General features: G+C 67.8%; 14 protein-coding genes and 1 riboswitch. Of the genes, 10 read left to right on the top strand and 4 right to left on the bottom strand.

What is annotated here, in order from left to right:
• Window positions 1-49: 49 nt before the first annotated feature.
• Window positions 50-589 carry a TetR/AcrR family transcriptional regulator gene (locus JOD27_RS18295; RefSeq protein ID WP_307830196.1) on the top strand — a complete coding sequence of 180 codons (540 nt, stop codon included), beginning with the start codon at window positions 50-52 and terminating at the stop codon, window positions 587-589.
• Here JOD27_RS18295 and JOD27_RS18290 read toward each other — a convergent pair.
• Entirely contained in the window at window positions 586-1,524 is a 939-nt protein-coding gene (locus JOD27_RS18290) for a M28 family metallopeptidase (RefSeq protein ID WP_204763446.1), read from the bottom strand. The two genes, JOD27_RS18295 and JOD27_RS18290, sit on opposite strands and share 4 nt — an antisense overlap.
• 139 nt (window positions 1,525-1,663) lie before the next feature.
• Between JOD27_RS18290 and JOD27_RS18285 the strand changes: the two genes are divergently transcribed.
• The 4 genes from JOD27_RS18285 to JOD27_RS18270 all read left to right on the top strand — a co-directional run bounded on the left by JOD27_RS18285 (window position 1,664) and on the right by JOD27_RS18270 (window position 6,407).
• Window positions 1,664-3,142 carry a potassium/proton antiporter gene (locus tag JOD27_RS18285; RefSeq protein ID WP_204763445.1) on the top strand — a complete coding sequence of 493 codons (1,479 nt, stop codon included), beginning with the start codon at window positions 1,664-1,666 and terminating at the stop codon, window positions 3,140-3,142.
• 73 nt (window positions 3,143-3,215) lie between these two features.
• A riboswitch (SAM riboswitch) is annotated at window positions 3,216-3,330 on the top strand.
• A 37-nt stretch (window positions 3,331-3,367) separates the two neighbouring features.
• Window positions 3,368-4,720 (top strand): aminotransferase class V-fold PLP-dependent enzyme, encoded by a 1,353-nt coding sequence (locus JOD27_RS18280; protein ID WP_204763444.1) that lies wholly within the window; start codon window positions 3,368-3,370, stop codon window positions 4,718-4,720.
• Between the two features lie 23 nt (window positions 4,721-4,743).
• Window positions 4,744-5,421 (top strand): signal peptidase II, encoded by a 678-nt coding sequence (gene lspA / locus JOD27_RS18275; protein ID WP_307830195.1) that lies wholly within the window; start codon window positions 4,744-4,746, stop codon window positions 5,419-5,421.
• A 101-nt stretch (window positions 5,422-5,522) separates the two neighbouring features.
• The gene (locus tag JOD27_RS18270) at window positions 5,523-6,407 is read left to right on the top strand and encodes an RluA family pseudouridine synthase (protein WP_204763981.1); all 885 of its coding nucleotides are present in this window, start codon (window positions 5,523-5,525) and stop codon (window positions 6,405-6,407) included.
• Window positions 6,408-6,573: 166 nt separating this feature from the next.
• Here JOD27_RS18270 and JOD27_RS18265 read toward each other — a convergent pair whose 3' ends face one another.
• A complete protein-coding gene (locus JOD27_RS18265) occupies window positions 6,574-7,425 on the bottom strand; it encodes an Lrp/AsnC family transcriptional regulator (RefSeq protein ID WP_204763442.1) in 852 nt (283 codons plus the stop codon).
• Window positions 7,426-7,541: 116 nt separating this feature from the next.
• Complete coding sequence (locus tag JOD27_RS18260) at window positions 7,542-8,450, bottom strand: DUF559 domain-containing protein (protein WP_204763441.1); 909 nt, start codon at window positions 8,448-8,450, stop codon at window positions 7,542-7,544.
• A 288-nt stretch (window positions 8,451-8,738) separates the two neighbouring features.
• Here JOD27_RS18260 and dnaE point away from each other — a divergent pair, with 288 nt between their 5' ends.
• From dnaE to JOD27_RS18235, 5 genes are read left to right on the top strand one after another with little or no spacing between them, the layout of a single operon-like run.
• Entirely contained in the window at window positions 8,739-12,284 is a 3,546-nt protein-coding gene (gene dnaE / locus JOD27_RS18255) for a DNA polymerase III subunit alpha (RefSeq protein ID WP_204763440.1), read from the top strand.
• Window positions 12,285-12,343: 59 nt separating this feature from the next.
• The gene (locus JOD27_RS18250) at window positions 12,344-13,549 is read left to right on the top strand and encodes a cytochrome P450 family protein (protein WP_307830194.1); all 1,206 of its coding nucleotides are present in this window, start codon (window positions 12,344-12,346) and stop codon (window positions 13,547-13,549) included.
• A 10-nt stretch (window positions 13,550-13,559) separates the two neighbouring features.
• Window positions 13,560-14,816: an adenosylmethionine--8-amino-7-oxononanoate transaminase gene (locus JOD27_RS18245; RefSeq protein ID WP_204763439.1), complete on the top strand. Its 1,257-nt coding sequence runs from the start codon at window positions 13,560-13,562 to the stop codon at window positions 14,814-14,816.
• An 11-nt stretch (window positions 14,817-14,827) separates the two neighbouring features.
• Window positions 14,828-15,331, top strand: coding sequence for an RICIN domain-containing protein (locus JOD27_RS18240; protein WP_204763438.1), 504 nt, complete (start codon window positions 14,828-14,830; stop codon window positions 15,329-15,331).
• Complete coding sequence (locus JOD27_RS18235; protein ID WP_204763437.1) at window positions 15,328-15,858, top strand: RICIN domain-containing protein; 531 nt, start codon at window positions 15,328-15,330, stop codon at window positions 15,856-15,858. The genes JOD27_RS18240 and JOD27_RS18235 overlap by 4 nt, the downstream gene beginning before the upstream one ends.
• On the opposite strand, the gene JOD27_RS18230 is transcribed toward JOD27_RS18235, so the two are convergent.
• Entirely contained in the window at window positions 15,842-16,090 is a 249-nt protein-coding gene (locus tag JOD27_RS18230) for a glutaredoxin family protein (protein ID WP_204763436.1), read from the bottom strand. The two genes, JOD27_RS18235 and JOD27_RS18230, sit on opposite strands and share 17 nt — an antisense overlap.
• Window positions 16,091-16,103: the final 13 nt, after the last annotated feature.

Here is a 16,103-nt window from a genome sequence, read left to right as displayed (position 1 = left end):
TTCCATACGCTGCCGTATGTTCGTGAACCATACGGTAGCGTATGGAAGCGTGGTGCGGAGAACTCGCGACGACTGGACTGAGATAGCGCTGAGAGCCCTCGCGGAAGGCGGGCTGGGCGCCGTGGCGATCGAGCCGCTCGCGGCCAGGGCCGGTGCGACGAAGGGGAGCGTCTACCACCACTTCCCGAACCGTGAGGCGTTGCTGAAGGCGACGGTCGAGCGGTGGGAGCGGGAGCACACCGAGAAGGTCATCGAGCTCGTCGAGGCCGAGAAGTCGCCGCAGGACAGGCTCAGGACGTTGTTCGAGACGGTGCTCGACCGCACCCGCAAGGGGTCGGTGGAGATGGCGTTGCAGGCGGGTGCGGAGAACGAGCTGATCGCGCCCGTCCTGAAACGCGTCACCGAGCGACGGCTGGGCTACCTGGTCGAGCTGTTCGGGCAGCTCGGGTTCGACCGGGAGCACGCGCGGAAGCGGGCGTTGATCGCGTTCAGCCTCTACCTGGGGCAGGTGCAGATGTTCGCGACCCTGCCCGGCCTCGTCGAGTCGGTGGTCGACGAGGCCGTGCAGGTGCTGACCAGGCGGAACTAGGCGGCGACCGCCCACAACGTGGAGGCGATCACGTCCGCGTTGCGGTCGAGCGCCGTGTCGTTGATGTTGCTCGTGGTGTCGCAGGAGTTGTGGTAGCAGCGGTCGAAGGCCTGGCCGGCCGTGCCGCCCCACTTGGCAGCCTGGGCCGCGGTTTTGATCTTCTCGGCGCCGGTGAAGGTGCCGCCGACGGGGATGCCCGCGGCCATGAACGCCCTGTGGTCGGAGCGGTTGCCGACGTTGATCAGCTCCGTCGGGATGTTCCGCGCCGCGAAGTCCGCCTCCAGGCGCTGCTGCAGTGCCAGCGAACCGGCGGGGAAGTCGCCCTCGACGGCGTCGTAGACGAAGTAACCGGGGTTCGGCGAGCCGGTCATGTCGAAGTTCAGGTACGTCTTGATCTTCGACTTCTCCGTGCGGGTCAGGGAGTTCACGTAGGCGGACGAGCCGATCAGGCCGCGCTCCTCCGCGCCCCACCAGCCGAACCGCACGTGCTTGGTCGGCCGGAAACCGGTGGCCTTCATCTGGAGGGCGACCTCCAGGATCGACGCGGAGCCCGTGCCGTTGTCGTTGATGCCGGGACCTCCGGGGACGCTGTCGAGGTGGCCGCCCAGCATGACGACGTTGTTCGCGTCGCCACCGGGGTAGTCCGCGATCAGGTTGTAGCCGGTGGCGCCGCCGTAGGTGAACGAGTGCACCCGCGTGGTGAAGCCGGCCTCGTCGAGCTTGCTCTTGACCCAGTTCACCGAGGCCCGGTACCCCGGACGTCCGTGTGCGCGGTTGCCGCCGTTGGCGTTCGCGATCGACTGGAACTGGGCGAGATGGGCTTTCACGTTCGCGACGCTGATGTCCGGTGCCGCCAGGGCCGCGGGAGCGGCCGCCTGCGCAGGGGTTGCCGCGGCCACGGTCAGGGCGGCCGCCAGCGCGATCAGGATCTTCATGGTTCAACTCCGTGCAGGGTTGGGATTGAGCCACTGATCAACATGCCCCTGTGTGCATGTGACCGGTAGGTGCGAACGGTGGGTTGTTCCGAGACCGCGGATTCGTCCAATTCGGTGGTGATCACTCAGAATGGTCCAGGTGGGTGACGTCACCGTCGTGCTGGGCATCGGCGCCGCCGTTCTGCTGGTCTCCGTGATCGCGGTTCGCGTGTCGATCCGCCTCGGGCTGCCTTCGTTGCTGCTGTACCTGGGCATCGGCGTGGTCCTCGGCGAGTCCGTGCTCGGCATCCACTTCGACGACGCGGGCCTCACCCAGTCGCTCGGTATCGCGGCCCTCGTGCTGATCCTGACCGAGGGCGGGCTCACGACCCGTTGGCAGGCCGTGAAGTCCTCGCTGTGGTTAGGCGTGGCACTGTCCACAGTGGCCGTTGCGGTGAGCGTCGCCGTGACGGGCACGGCGTTGCACTTCCTGCTCGGCCTCGACTGGCGGATGGCGCTGCTGTGGGGCGCGGTGCTGTCGTCCACGGACGCGGCGGCCGTGTTCAGCGTTCTGCGGTCGTTAGGCGTGGGAGCGCGGCTCACCGGCGCGCTCGAACTCGAATCGGGCCTCAACGACGCGCCCGTCTACATCGCCGTCGTGCTGCTGGCCTCGTCGGGCCCGATCACCTGGACCGCGCCGCTGCTCGTGGTCTACGAACTGGGCGCGGGCGCGCTCATCGGCATCGCCCTGGGCATTCTCGGCGGGGCGGGGCTGAGACGCGCGGCGCTGCCCGCCACCGGTCTGTACCCGCTCGCCACCGTGGCGGTGTGCGTGATCGCCTACACGGCGGGCGACCTCGTGCACGCCTCCGGTTTCCTCGCCACCTACGTCGCGGCTCTGGTGCTGGGCAACGCCCGCCTGCCGCACCGCGCGGACACCCTCTCCTTCGCCGAGGGTCTCGGCTGGCTCGCTCAGATCGGGCTCTTCGTCCTGCTCGGCCTCTACGCGTCGCCTGCGCGGCTGCTCGACGTGCTGGTCCCCGCGCTGATCGCGGGTGTGGTGCTGACGTTCGTCGCGCGGCCGGTGTCGGTGGTGCTCGCCTCGCTGCCGTTCAAGGTGCCGTGGCGGGAACAGGCGTTCCTCTCCTGGTCGGGACTGCGCGGTGCGGTGCCGATCGTGTTCGCGCTCATCCCGCTCATCAAGGGCGTCGAGGGGGCGAGTCACCTGGTCGACGCGGTGTTCGTGCTGGTCGTCGTGCTGACGGTGGTGCAGGGCACGACGCTGCCGTTCCTCGCGCGGCGCCTCGGGCTGGTGCGCGCGAGCGAGCCGCAGGAGGTGCAGGTCGACTCCTCGCCGTTGGACGAGCTGAGCGCCGAGCTGCTGCAGGTGCGCATCCAGCGCGGGTCGAAGCTGCACGGCGTCTACATGTCCGAACTGCGGCTGCCGACAGGTGCCTCGGTCAGCCTCGTGGTGCGCGGCGGGAAGAGTTTCACGCCACAACCGACGACCCGGCTGCAGACCGACGACCAGTTGCTCATCGTCACCACCGAGGAGGCGCGTGATGCCGCTGAGCGGCGCATACGTGCCGTCGACAGGGCCGGTCGCTACGCACGGTGGAAGGGCGAGACCGGCGATTAGTCGGTCTCCGAGGCTTCTCACGATGTGATCGGTTGTCGACGGCCGGTAGCAGCCTCCGCTAACGTCGTCGGCAGGTCATGAGAGCCAGCGTCAAGCCCAAGCTTGCTGGCCGGCAACCCTCCAACCGCGGTGGGGTGCCCTTGGTGAGGACCTGGTCCGGCGCGTGGGGCGCCGGTCAAGCGCGGGCCTTCGCGACACGGGGCCCCTGGCCTCGGAGGCAGCTCGATGACGCTCGCGATCACCCCTGGCACGGTCACCACGGTTCCCGCTGTCGTCGGTTCCGACCTGCGGGTTCCGCTCGTCACCGGGGAGCGCGTCACGTACGCCAACCTCGACCACGCGGCGTCCGCGCCGTGTCTGCAGGAGGTGCGCGACGCCGTCGACGAGCTGCTGCCCTGGTACGCGAGCGTCCACCGCGGCGCCGGGTTCGCCTCCCAGGTCTCGACCCGCGTCTACGAGCAGGCGCGTGACCGCATCCGCCGGTTCGTCGGGGCGCACGCCTCCGACACCGTCGTCTTCACCCGCAACACCACCGATTCGCTGAACCTGTTGGCGCGCAGCGTTCCTCGCGGCACCGCCGTGATCCTGTTCGACAGCGAGCACCACGCGGCGCTGCTGCCGTGGCGTGGCCCCAACGTTCAGCGCATCCCCGCACTCGCCAAAGAACCAAACTCTGCGTTCGGCGCTGCCTCTGCTGTTGTCGCGCTGGACCGGGCGTTGGCCGCCGCCCCGGTCGGCCCTCGGCTCGTGATCGTCACCGGGGCGTCCAACGTCACGGGTGAGCTGTGGCCGGTCGCGGAGCTGGCTCGGGTGGCCCGCTCGCACGGCGCGCGGATCGCGCTCGACGCCGCGCAGCTCGCCCCGCACCGCCCGATCAACGTGCGTGAGCTGGGCGTCGACTACGTCGCGTTCTCCGGCCACAAGATCTACGCGCCGTTCGGTGCCGGTGTGCTGGTGGGCCGCGCGGACTGGCTGCAGCAGGCCCAGCCGTACCTGGTCGGCGGCGGTGCGACGGCGAAGGTGACCGACCACGGCGACCGCCTCGGCGTCGCCTGGTCCGCGGTGCCCGAGCGGCACGAGGCCGGCAGCCCGAACGTCGTCGGCGTGCACGCGCTGGCCGCCGCGTGCGAGATCCTGTCGCGGCACTGGGAGCAGACCGTCGCGCACGAGCAGGAGCTGCTGGCGCGTCTGCGCGAGGGGCTTCGCGGGGTGCCCGGCTTCCGCGAGCTGTCGATCCTGACCGACGCCGACAAGGTGGGCGTCGTGAGCTTCACGATCTCCGGCTTCGACGCGGGCTTCCTCGCGGCGGCGCTGTCCGCCGAGTACGGCATCGGCGTGCGTGACGGAGCGTTCTGCGCCCACGTGATCGTCGGCCGGCTCGTCAAGCAGGCCGGAGCGCACGAGGACCGCGCCGTCCGCGCCTCGATCGGCCTGGGTACGACGGCCGAGCACGTGGACCGGTTGATCGCCGCACTGCGCACTCTCGTCACCGAGGGTCCTAAGTGGACGTACACGCAGCGCGACGGACGCTGGGTTCCGGAGGACGACAGCCGAACCCTGCCGCCGTTCCTCGCGTAGTCCCTGTCGTGGACAATGACCTGGTGAGTGACGAGTCCAAGACCGAGGAGACGTCTGCCGAGGAGCAGGCAGGCGAGTCGAAGCCGGTCGAGGAACCAGCCGAGGCCGTCTCTGCCGACGACGTGGTCGAGCCGGAGTTCTCGATCACCGGTTCGCTGCCGGAGCCGCGGACCAGGGCCCTCGCCATCCTGGCGGGTTCCGTGCTGGCGCTGGACGTGCTCACCAAGGTCCTGGCGGTGGCGTTCCTCGAGGGTGCCGACCCGCTCAAGCTGTTCGGCGGCGTGCTCTACCTGACGTTCGTCCGCAACCCCGGCGCCGCGTTCGGCGTGGCCGAGGGCATGACGTGGATCCTCGCGCTCATCGCGCTGGGCGTTGCCGGGTTCATCCTCTGGATCTCACGCAACCTCCGCTCCCAGTCCTGGGCCGTCGGCCTGGGCCTGGTGCTCGGCGGCGCCGTCGGCAACCTCGCCGACCGCCTGTTCCGCGAACCGGGCCCGATGCGCGGCCACGTCGTCGACTTCCTGTCGCTCTTCGACGCGTACGGCCGCGTGTGGCCCGTGTTCAACGTCGCCGACATGGCGATCGTCGGCGGTGGCGCGACGATCATCGTGCTCGCGCTGATGCAGCACGACTACGACGGGACGATCCACAAGACGCCTCCCGCCCCGGTGGTGGCGGAGAGCCAGCCGGAACCGAAGTAGCTGCTCCTGGTAGGTTCAGCGGGTTCTGCAAGGAGAAGAAGGTCGAGGCCCCGCGCGTGAGCGGATACCGAACGCTGCCGATTCCCGACGGTCTGGACGGCATGCGCGTCGACGCCGGCCTCGCGAAGCTGCTCGGCCTGTCGCGCACCGCCGTCGCCGCGATCGCCGACGCTGACGACGTGCTGATCGACGGGCGTGTCGTCGGCAAGTCCGACCGGCTCACGGCCGGAGCGATGCTGGAGATCACCCTGCCTGCGCCGCCGCAGCCCGTCACCGTTCAGGCCATCCCGGTCGAGGGGCTCGTCGTGATCCATGAGGACGACGACATCATCGTGGTCGACAAACCCGTCGGGGTCGCGGTGCATCCGTCGCCAGGGTGGACCGGCCCCACCGTTGTGGGTGGGCTTGCTGCTGCTGGGCACCGGATTGCCACGTCCGGGGCTGCTGAGCGGCAAGGGGTCGTGCATCGGCTGGATGTGGGGACCACCGGTGTGATGGTGGTGGCCAAGTCGGAGTCTGCTTATTCGGCGTTGAAGCACGCCTTCAAGGAGCGGACCGTCGACAAGGTTTATCACGCTATCGTGCAGGGCCATCCGGATCCGATCAAGGGGACTATTGATGCTCCTATTGATCGGCATCCCAAGCATGACTACAAGTTTGCTGTCATGAATTCCGGGAAGCCGTCGGTCACCCATTATGAGGTTATTGAGGCTTTTCGGGCTGCGTCGTTTGTCGAGGTGCATCTCGAGACTGGGCGGACGCATCAGATTCGGGTGCACTTTTCGGCGTTGCATCACCCCTGTGTTGGGGATTTGACCTACGGGGCGGATCCTACGTTGGCCAAGCGGCTTGGGGTTTCTCGGCAGTGGTTGCATGCTCGGCAGCTTGGGTTCCACCATCCTGGGACTGGGGAGCGGGTTACGTTCACTTCCGAGTATCCGGCGGATTTGGCTGCGGCATTGGAGAAGTTGCGCGAAGAGGGTTGACCGCACGCCTGTTGCGTTGGGCGGCTTGCGGTTGTGTCGGTGGCTGCGGTTCCGTGACGGGACCCACCCCACCACGCCCGGTAGGCGAAGGACTGCTCGGCTTCGCCATCGCTTGGGCTCGGCTCCGCCTTCGCGAGAGAATCTGGGGCTGGGGCTGCTGCAGCAGCTAGTCCTCGACGGTCCACACGAGCGTGTTCAGGTCGACCTCGGGGCGCACGCTCCAGCGGACCTGGATGACCTCGGTCGTATCCGGCAGAACGAAGACGGTGTGCCCGCCCGCCGTTTCGCCGGGCTGCACGCCCAGTTTGTGCGCCGGGCGCGAGGAAAGCGACACGGGAGCCTTCGTCACCGTCTCGCCGGTCTTGGTGACCAGCACCAGGTACATGTCCGGCAGGGAGGTGTACGGCACCTGCGAGGTGTTGGTGACCTCGGTGTGCACGACCACTGCCCGTTCGCCCTCGGCCAGCTTGTAGCCCGCTGCGGTGAAGAGGAAGTCCGCCGGGTCGACGAACTCGACCAGCTGGATCGAGAGGCGCGCGCCTTCGAGGCTGTCCGCCTCCAGGGCCGAGCCGATTTTGCCGGTCCGCGAGACGGGCCTGGGCTGCGGCTGGTCGGCGCGGACCCAACCGGCCGACTGCGGCGGGCCCCAGGTGGCCTGGGGCTGGGGTTGTGGTTGGGCCGGGAACGGCTGGCTGGCCGGGCCCTGGGGGCCGTAGGGGACCTGGTGCGGGCTGCTCACGTGGTGGGGGCCGCTCTGGTGCACCGCGTAGGAGCCGGAGGCGGGCGGGCCCATGTAGTTGCCGTAGGCGGCGGCGTTGGCCAGGGCCCTGCGGATGCCGTTCGGGTCGCATTCGACGCCCACCAGCAGGGGGAGGCCGCTGCCGGACAGGGTGATCAGGCGCATGGCGGCCTCGCGCGGGTCCATGCCGAGACGCTGGGCGATCTCGTGCACGGCTGCGCGGCCCGAGTCGGCGAGCATCGCCAGGAGTCGGGCATCAACGGGATCAGGGGCCACCACGAATCGAACGCTACCCCGCGCTCCCGATCTTCGCGTCACCGCCTACCGGATCGAGATCAACTCTCCTTCGGTCGGCGTCTGCAAGTACTACCAACTCATGATCAAATCGTCGCTAACTACACCCGACTGGCCTGTCGCTCCAACGCGCGCCGAACCGACGCAACGAACCCTTGGGGGTCGTGCATGACGTCCCACCACGTGAACCGCAAGAGCGTCCAGCCAAGATGAAGCAACCGATTCTGCCGCCGACTGTCCTTGTAGACCGCTCGTGGACTGTCGTGCACGGATGCACCGTCGAACTCCAGCCCCAGCCTGAGGTCCGGGTACGCGCCGTCCAGGCGAGCGACGAGTTCGTCCCCGTCGAACACCTCGTGCTGAGCCTCGGGCACGCGTACCTCGTTGTCCGACAGGGCAAGCCGACCCGCGGTTTCGAGTATTGACTCCGCTCGACCATCGGATTCGGCTACAAGAGCCCTGATCACGGCGTCACCTCGCCCTCCCGGCCGCGACCTCAGTGACACCGCGATCTGCTGGGGCGAGACGATCTTTCTGCGAACCGCGTCGTCGATCGCCCACACCGCGTTGAGTCGGGGCACCTCGCACGCCATGTCAAGCAACGAGCGCACGGCGGTTGTCATGGGCACTTGCCCCGTCAGCTGCACATCACCCTGCGAGAGAGCCCGTCCGTGACAAACCAGGTCACGTCGCCGTATGCGCCGTTGGTTGCGCGCGACAGTGACATGCTCTGGCCCACGACCATCGGGCACGGCGATGCCGTGCACGCGGGCAGCTGTCTGGTGACTGGCCACCGCATCGCTGACGCCACTGCTGAGCACCGCGGCCCTGGCCACGGCCAAGGCCGAGATGTCGTCGCTCCGTCGCACGTAGACACAGCGTTGAATCCGCCGGATCCTTCCGGTGCGCAACGCCTTCATGATCTGGTCCGGGTCGACACCCTCACGTAGGGCCCGCTCACGCAAGATCAACCCGTCTCGCTCGATCACCTGCTCGATCCACTCATCCATGCAGCTCAGAGTGCCGATCGCGTTGACCCGTTTGGGCCTTCAACCAACTTCTGTGGATAACTCAAGAAGTTGGTAGTAGAAACGTGCTCGTCGATCATGAGTTGGTAGTACTTGCAGACGCCTGTGGAGGCGAGTTGCGTCACCCGTCGGCTCGCTTGACCAGGTGGTTTGTCGATGACCGCGGGTCACTGACCTCCTGGAGCTCGTACTCCCTGTAGGCTCGACCGGCGCGAGGACGTGATCGTCCCTTGGTCGCGCGAAAACGCTTGCTACACAAGGGGGTTGCCCGTGGCGGACTCGTTTGTGCACCTGCACGTGCACACCGAGTACTCGATGCTCGACGGTGCGGCGAAGCTCAAGGACATGTTCGCCGAGTGCGAGCGCATGGGCATGCCCGCGGCGGCCATCACCGACCACGGCAACATGTACGGCGCCTACGACTTCTTCAAGCAGGCGACGTCGGCCGGGATCAAGCCGATCATCGGCATCGAGGCCTACATGGCGCCGGACTCGCGGTTCAACAAGAAGCGCGTGTTGTGGGGTGATCCCGGGCAGAAGGCCGACGACGTGTCGGCGTCGGGTGCCTACACGCACCAGACGATCTGGGCGCGCAACGCCGAGGGGCTGCACAACCTCATGAAGCTGTCCAGCCTGGCCTCCACCGAGGGGCAGCTGGGCAAGTGGCCCCGGATGGACGCGGAGCTCATCGCCGAGCACTCGGCCGGGCTGATGGCGACGACGGGGTGCCCGTCGGGTGAGGTGCAGACCCGGCTGCGGCTGGGGCATGAGAAGGAAGCTCTCGAGGCTGCTGCCAAGTGGCAGGAGATCTACGGCAAAGAGAACTTCTACATGGAGATCATGGACCACGGCATCGAGATCGAGAGCCGGGTCCGTGGCGGGCTGCTGGAGATCCAGAAGAAGCTCGACATCCCGTTCGTCGTGACGAACGACTCGCACTACACGTACCCGACGGACAAGGACACGCACGAGGCGCTGCTCTGCATCCAGACGGGCAAGACGCTGCAGGACCCGACGCGGTTCAAGTTCGACGGCACGGGTTACTACCTGAAGTCGCCGGACGAGATGCGGGCGGTCGACTCGAGCGACGCGTGGCAGGAGGGGTGCCGCAACACCCTGCTGATCGCGGAGAAGGTCGACACGACCGGCATGTTCGAGTTCAAGAACCTCATGCCGCGGTATCCGGTGCCCGACGGGCTGACCGAGGACCAGTACTTCCGTGACGAGGTCTGGCGCGGCATGCACCGGCGGTTCCCCGACGGTGTGGACGAGGAGCACACCCGGCAGGTCGAGTTCGAGATCGGCGTCATCCTGCAGATGGGGTTCCCGTCGTACTTCCTCGTCGTCGCGGACTTCATCAACTGGGCCAAGGCCAACGGCATCCGCGTGGGTCCCGGCCGTGGTTCGGCCGCGGGTGCGCTGATCGCGTACGCGCTGGGCATCACCGACCTCGACCCGCTGCCGCACGGCCTGATCTTCGAGCGGTTCCTGAACCCCGACCGCGTCTCGCCGCCCGACATCGACATCGACTTCGACGAGCGTCGGCGCGGTGACGTCATCCGGTACGTGACGGAGAAGTGGGGCAAGGAGAACGTCGCCCAGGTCATCACGTTCGGCACCATCAAGGCCAAGGCGGCCATCAAGGACTCCGCACGAGTCCTGTACGGGCAGCCGGGTTACGCGGTCGCCGACCGGATCTCGAAGGCGATGCCGCCCGCCGTCATGGGCAAGGACATCCCGCTGTCGGGCATCTTCGACCCGGCGCACAAGCGGTACGCCGAGGCCGCCGAGGTGCGCGGGCTCTACGACACCGACCCGCAGGTCAAGGAGATCATCGACACCGGGCGCGGGCTCGAGGGCCTGATCCGCAACGCCGGTGTGCACGCCTGTGCGGTCATCATGTCCGCGGAGCCGCTGACCGACCACATCCCGGTCTGGATGCGCCCGCAGGACGGGTCGATCATCACGCAGTTCGACTACCCGACCTGCGAGACGCTCGGCCTGCTGAAGATGGACTTCCTCGGTCTGTCGAACCTCACCACGATCGACGACGCCCTGCGCAACATCGAGCTCAACGGCAAGGGCAAGATCGACATCACCGACGGCAACCAGGTGCCGCTCGACGACAAGAAGACGTACGAGCTGCTCGGCCGCGGTGACACGCTGGGTGTGTTCCAGCTCGACGGTTCGGCACTGCGCGACCTGCTGCGGCTGATGAAGCCGGACAACTTCGAAGACGTCTCGGCCGTCATCGCCCTGTACCGGCCGGGTCCGATGGGTGCGAACTCGCACACGAACTACGCGCTGCGCAAGAACAAGCTCCAGGAGATCACGCCGATCCACCCCGAGCTCAAGGAGTCGCTCGCGGAGATCCTGGACACGACCTACGGCCTGATCGTCTATCAGGAGCAGGTCATGGCGATCGCGCGGAAGGTGGCCGGCTACTCGCTGGCCCAAGCAGACCTGCTCCGCCGCGCGATGGGCAAGAAGAAGAAGGAGATCCTCGACAAGGAGTTCGAGGGCTTCGAGAAGGGCATGCTCGACCAGGGGTACTCGAAAGAGGCGATCAAGACCCTCTGGGACATCCTGGTCCCGTTCGCCGACTACGCGTTCAACAAGGCGCACTCCGCCACCTACGGCGTCATCGCGTACTGGACCGCGTACCTCAAGGCGAACTACCCGGCCGAGTACATGGCCGCGCTGCTCACCACGAACTCCGACAACAAGGACAAGTCGGCGATCTACCTCGCCGAGTGCCGCCGCATGGGCATCACGGTGCTCCCGCCGGACGTCAACGAGTCCGAGCGCGAGTTCGCCCCGGTCGGCACCGACATCCGCTTCGGCCTCGGCGCGATCCGCAACGTCGGCGCGAACGTCGTCGACGCGATCATCAAGGCGCGCAAGGAGAAGGGGAAGTTCGTCGACTTCTCCGACTTCCTCCGCAAGATCGACGCCACGGCCTGCAACAAGAAGGTCGTCGAGTCGCTGATCAAGGCGGGCGCCTTCGACTCGCTCGGCCACCCGCGCAAGGGCCTGCACATGGTCCACGTGGACGCCGTCGACGCCGTGATGATCACGAAGAAGGAAGAGGCCAAGGGCCAGTTCGACCTCTTCGGCGGCGGTGACGACTCCGGCGAGGACCTGGGTGGCGTGTTCGACGTCAAGATCCCGGACGAGCACTGGGAGTCCAAGCACCAGCTCGCCCTGGAACGCGAGATGCTCGGCCTCTACGTCTCCGGCCACCCGCTGAACGGCGTCGAGCACGTGCTGGAGTCGTACTCCGACGCCTCGATCGCGCGCATCCTGGAAGGCGACGTCCCGGACGGCACCCAGGTCACCATCGGCGGCATCCTCGCCTCGGTGATGCGCCGGGTGAACAAGAACGGCGAGTCGTGGGCGTCGGCCCAGCTCGAGGACCTCGCCGGTGGCATCGAGGTGCTGTTCTTCCCGAAGAGCTTCATGGTCCACGGCATGTCCGTGGTCGAGGACGCGATCGTGCTGGTCAAGGCTCGTGTGGCCAAGCGCGACGACCGCATCTCGCTGATCGCGAACGACCTGGTGGTGCCGGACCTGAGCGAGATCGGCAACCGCGCGATGCGGTTGAAGATGCCGGCCACCAAGTGCCGGCCGGAGATCGTCACGCAGCTGAAGGAAGTGCTGCGGGCACACCCCGGCTCGACCGAGGTGCACCTCAACCTGATCATCAACGCGTCGCGCAACACCGTGCTGAAGCTGGACGACGCGCTGCGGGTGGCGCCCACTCCGTCGTTGATGGGCGACCTGAAGGCGCTGCTCGGTCCCGGCTGCCTCGGCTGACCTGAGGCCCGCTCGAGAAATAGTGGCGGGAGATGAGTTAACGGGGTTAACTGGGTGAGGTGACGACACTCACCCAGTTGCCCGCCGACTACGTCCAGAACCCGCACGACGTGCACGACATGTTGCGTGCCGAGGGGCCCGTGCAAGAGGTCCACCTGCCGCGTGGACTCAAGGTCTGGCTCGTGACTCGTTACGAGGAAGCCAGGATCGCCCTCACCGATCCGCGGATCAGCAAGGACCTGACGGCCGGGGGGCACGTGTTCGAGCTGCACTCGCCGCCGGACGGGGACCGCCGCCAGCCGGACCGCAGTTTCTCGGCGAACATGCTGAACATGGACCCGCCGCACCACACGCGGCTGCGCAAGTTCGTGACCAAGGCGTTCACCGCACGGCGGATCGAGCTGATGCGCCCGCGCGTGCAGGAGATCGCCGCCGAGCTCATCGCCAAGCTGAACGACGGCGACGAGGTCGACCTGCTGGAGGCCTTCGCGTTCCCGTTGCCGATCACGGTGATCTGCGAGCTGCTCGGTATCCCGATCGACAACCGCGACGAGTTCCGCGAGTGGTCGAACACGCTGCTGTCCTACGGCACGCAGGAGCAGATCGCCGAGGCGTCCGGGAAGATGGCGCAGTTCCTGATCGGGCACGTCGACCGCGTCGCGAACGAGGCGCCGGACGACACGTTCTTCTCCGCGCTGGTGCACGCGGACGAGTCGGGTGACCGGCTCAACCACGCCGAACTGGTGTCGATGGCGTTCCTTCTGCTCGTGGCAGGCCACGAGACGACGGTCAACCTCATCGGCAACGCCGTCCTGGCGCTGCTGCGCAACCCGGACCAGCTGCAGATCCTCAAGGACCGCCCGGAGCTGATCCCGGCGAGCACGGAGGAGTTCCTGCGGCTGGAGGGGCCGGTGAACATCGCGACGTTCCGCTACACCGCCGAGCCGGTGGAGCTGGGCGGCGTCACGATCCCCGCCGACGAGCTCGTGATGGTGTCGCTGATCGCGGCGAACCGGGACCCGGCGAAGTACGAGAACGCAGACCAGCTCGACGTCACGCGGTCGGCGCAGGGGCACGTCGCGTTCGGCCACGGCATCCACTTCTGCCTCGGCGCCCCGCTCGCCCGGCTGGAGTTCGACGTGGCGCTCACGCAGCTGCTGGCGCGGTTCCCGAACCTGCAGCTCGCCGCCGAGCCGGAGACGCTGGTGTGGCGGGACAGCACGCTCATCCGCGGTCTGCACACGCTTCCGGTCAAGCTCGCTTAGTGTTCGGCGCGTGGACGACCTGCTGAAGCTCGACCAGGCGCACGTCTGGCACCCCTACGGCCCGATGCCGGGCACCCAGGAGCCGTTGCTCGTCACCGAGGCTTCGGGTGTCCGGCTCACGCTCGCGGACGGCAGGGAGCTGGTCGACGGCATGTCGTCCTGGTGGGCGGCGATCCACGGCTACCGGCACCCGGTGCTCGACGCCGCCGTCACCTCGCAGCTCGGCCGGATGAGCCACGTGATGTTCGGCGGGCTCACGCACGAGCCCGCCATCCGGCTCTGCGCGAAACTCGTCGAGATCACGCCTGACGAGCTGCAGCACGTCTTCCTGTGCGACTCGGGCTCGGTGTCGGTCGAGGTCGCGATCAAGATGTGCCTGCAGTACTGGCGGTCGCGGAACAGGCCGGAGAAGCGTCGCCTGCTGACGTGGCGCGGCGGCTACCACGGGGACACGTTCAACCCGATGTCCGTGTGCGATCCGGACGGCGGCATGCATTCGCTGTGGCGCGGAATCCTGCCCGAGCAGGTCTTCGCCGACGCGCCGCCGGCCGAGCTGGACACCGCGTACGTCCAGCACCTCGCCGACCTGGTCGAATCGCACGCGCACGAGCTGGCCGCGATCATCGTCGAGCCCGTCGTGCAGGGCGCCGGCGGTATGCGGTTCCACGATCCGCGCTACCTGCACGTGCTGCGCGAGCTCGCGTACACCCACGACGTGCTGCTGGTGTTCGACGAGATCGCCACCGGCTTCGGGCGAACCGGCGAGCTGTTCGCCGCCGACCACGCGAACGTCAGCCCGGACGTGATGTGCCTGGGCAAGTCGCTGACCGGCGGGTACATGACGATGGCCGCCACCCTGTGCACGCCACGGGTGGCGGACGGGATCAGCAAGGGCGAGGTGCCGGTCCTCGCCCACGGGCCGACGTTCATGGGCAACCCGCTCGCGTCGGCGGTGTCGCTCGCGTCGATCGACCTGCTGCTGTCCCAGGACTGGAAGCGCGAGGTCACGCGCATCGAGAACGGGCTCCGCGAGGGCCTCGCTCCTGCCCGTGAGCTGCCCACCGTGAAGGACGTGCGGGTGCTCGGCGCGATCGGGGTCGTGCAGCTCAACGAACCCGTGGACATGGCGCGGGCCACCAAGGCCGCGGTCGATGCGGGGGTGTGGCTGCGGCCGTTCCGCGACCTGATCTACACCATGCCGCCGTTCATCTCGACCGATCAGGAAATCGGGCAGCTCGCGGGTGCGGTGGTCGCTGCCGCTCGCTAGCGTGACGCCTCATGGGGAAAATTTCGGCCGCCGTGTGCGCGGCCATCCTGGGGGTGGCAGGTCTCGCCGCTCCGGCGCAGGCCGGGGACGAACCTGCGACGTTCGTCAAGCTGTACGGATCAGGTACCGGCGGGATGCTCTACTTCCCCGGCACGGACAAGTGCCTGGACGCGGCGCTCGAGGAGATCGACCGCGACGGCGGCAAGGTCCAGATGTGGACGTGCGGGTTCGGCGGTGACGAGCAGCAGTGGCGGTTCGAGCCTGGGGACATCGGCGAGGGCTCGCTCATCGTCAACGTGGCGAACGGCAAGTGCCTCGACGTCGCGCTGGAGGAGATCGACCAGGAGGGCGGCCGTCTGCAGATGTACCAGTGCACCGGCGGCGTCGAGCAGCGCTGGAACATCAGCCCGCACCAGGGCGACGTCCTGATCAGCAGCAAGGCGACCAAGGGCCTGCTCGGTGTGCCGAGCGTGTACGACGGCGCCCCTGTCGGCCTCTACGGGAAGAGCTCATGAGGAAGGTCTTGGCCGCGGTGGGCGCGGCCGTTCTGGGGGTAGCGGCTCTCGTCGCACCGGCGCAGGCCGCCGACGAACCGGTCCTGTTCAAGTGGCCGTTCTCCGGCTACGGGCACGTCGCCACACCGATCATGTTCCGCAGCCCCGCCTCCGGCATGTGCCTCGACGCGGCGCTCGAGGAGATCGACCGCGACGGCGGCAAGGTCCAGCTGTGGACCTGCGGGTTCGGTGGTGACGAGCAGAAGTGGAACCTCGAACCGCACCCGACGGGTGGGGGGTTCCAGATCGTCAACGTCGCGAACGGCAAGTGCCTCGACGCGGCGCTGGAAGAGCTGGAGCAGGAGGTCACGCGGCTGAGCCTGTGGCCGTGCACCGGCGGTGTGGAACAGCTGTGGCAGGGCGGTTACCACACGGGTGACCTGCTGATTTCCAGCGGCACCAAGTGGCGTTCGGTGTTCGGCGCTCCTGGCGTGTACGACGGAGCGCCGGTCAGCCTCCACTCGGTCAGCGTCACCCCGCCGGCTTGATCGCGGCCGACAGCTGAATGTCGGTCGGTTCGACCAGGACATCCCCGTCCGGCAGCACCAGGACGGGGATGTTCTTGCGTCCGGAGAGCTCGATCGCCTTGTCCCGCGCCTCGTCGTCGTGCTCGACGTCGATGTAGGTGAACGGCACGTTGTTGCGGGTCAGCCACGACTTGGCGCGGCGGCAGTCGCCACACCATTCGGCGCCGTACATCACGATCGGTTGTTCACGCATGCCCTCACGGTAG

The organism is Lentzea nigeriaca, assembly GCF_016907955.1.
Taxonomy (GTDB): domain Bacteria; phylum Actinomycetota; class Actinomycetes; order Mycobacteriales; family Pseudonocardiaceae; genus Lentzea; species Lentzea nigeriaca.
This window is presented reverse-complemented; position numbering and strand designations above follow the sequence as displayed.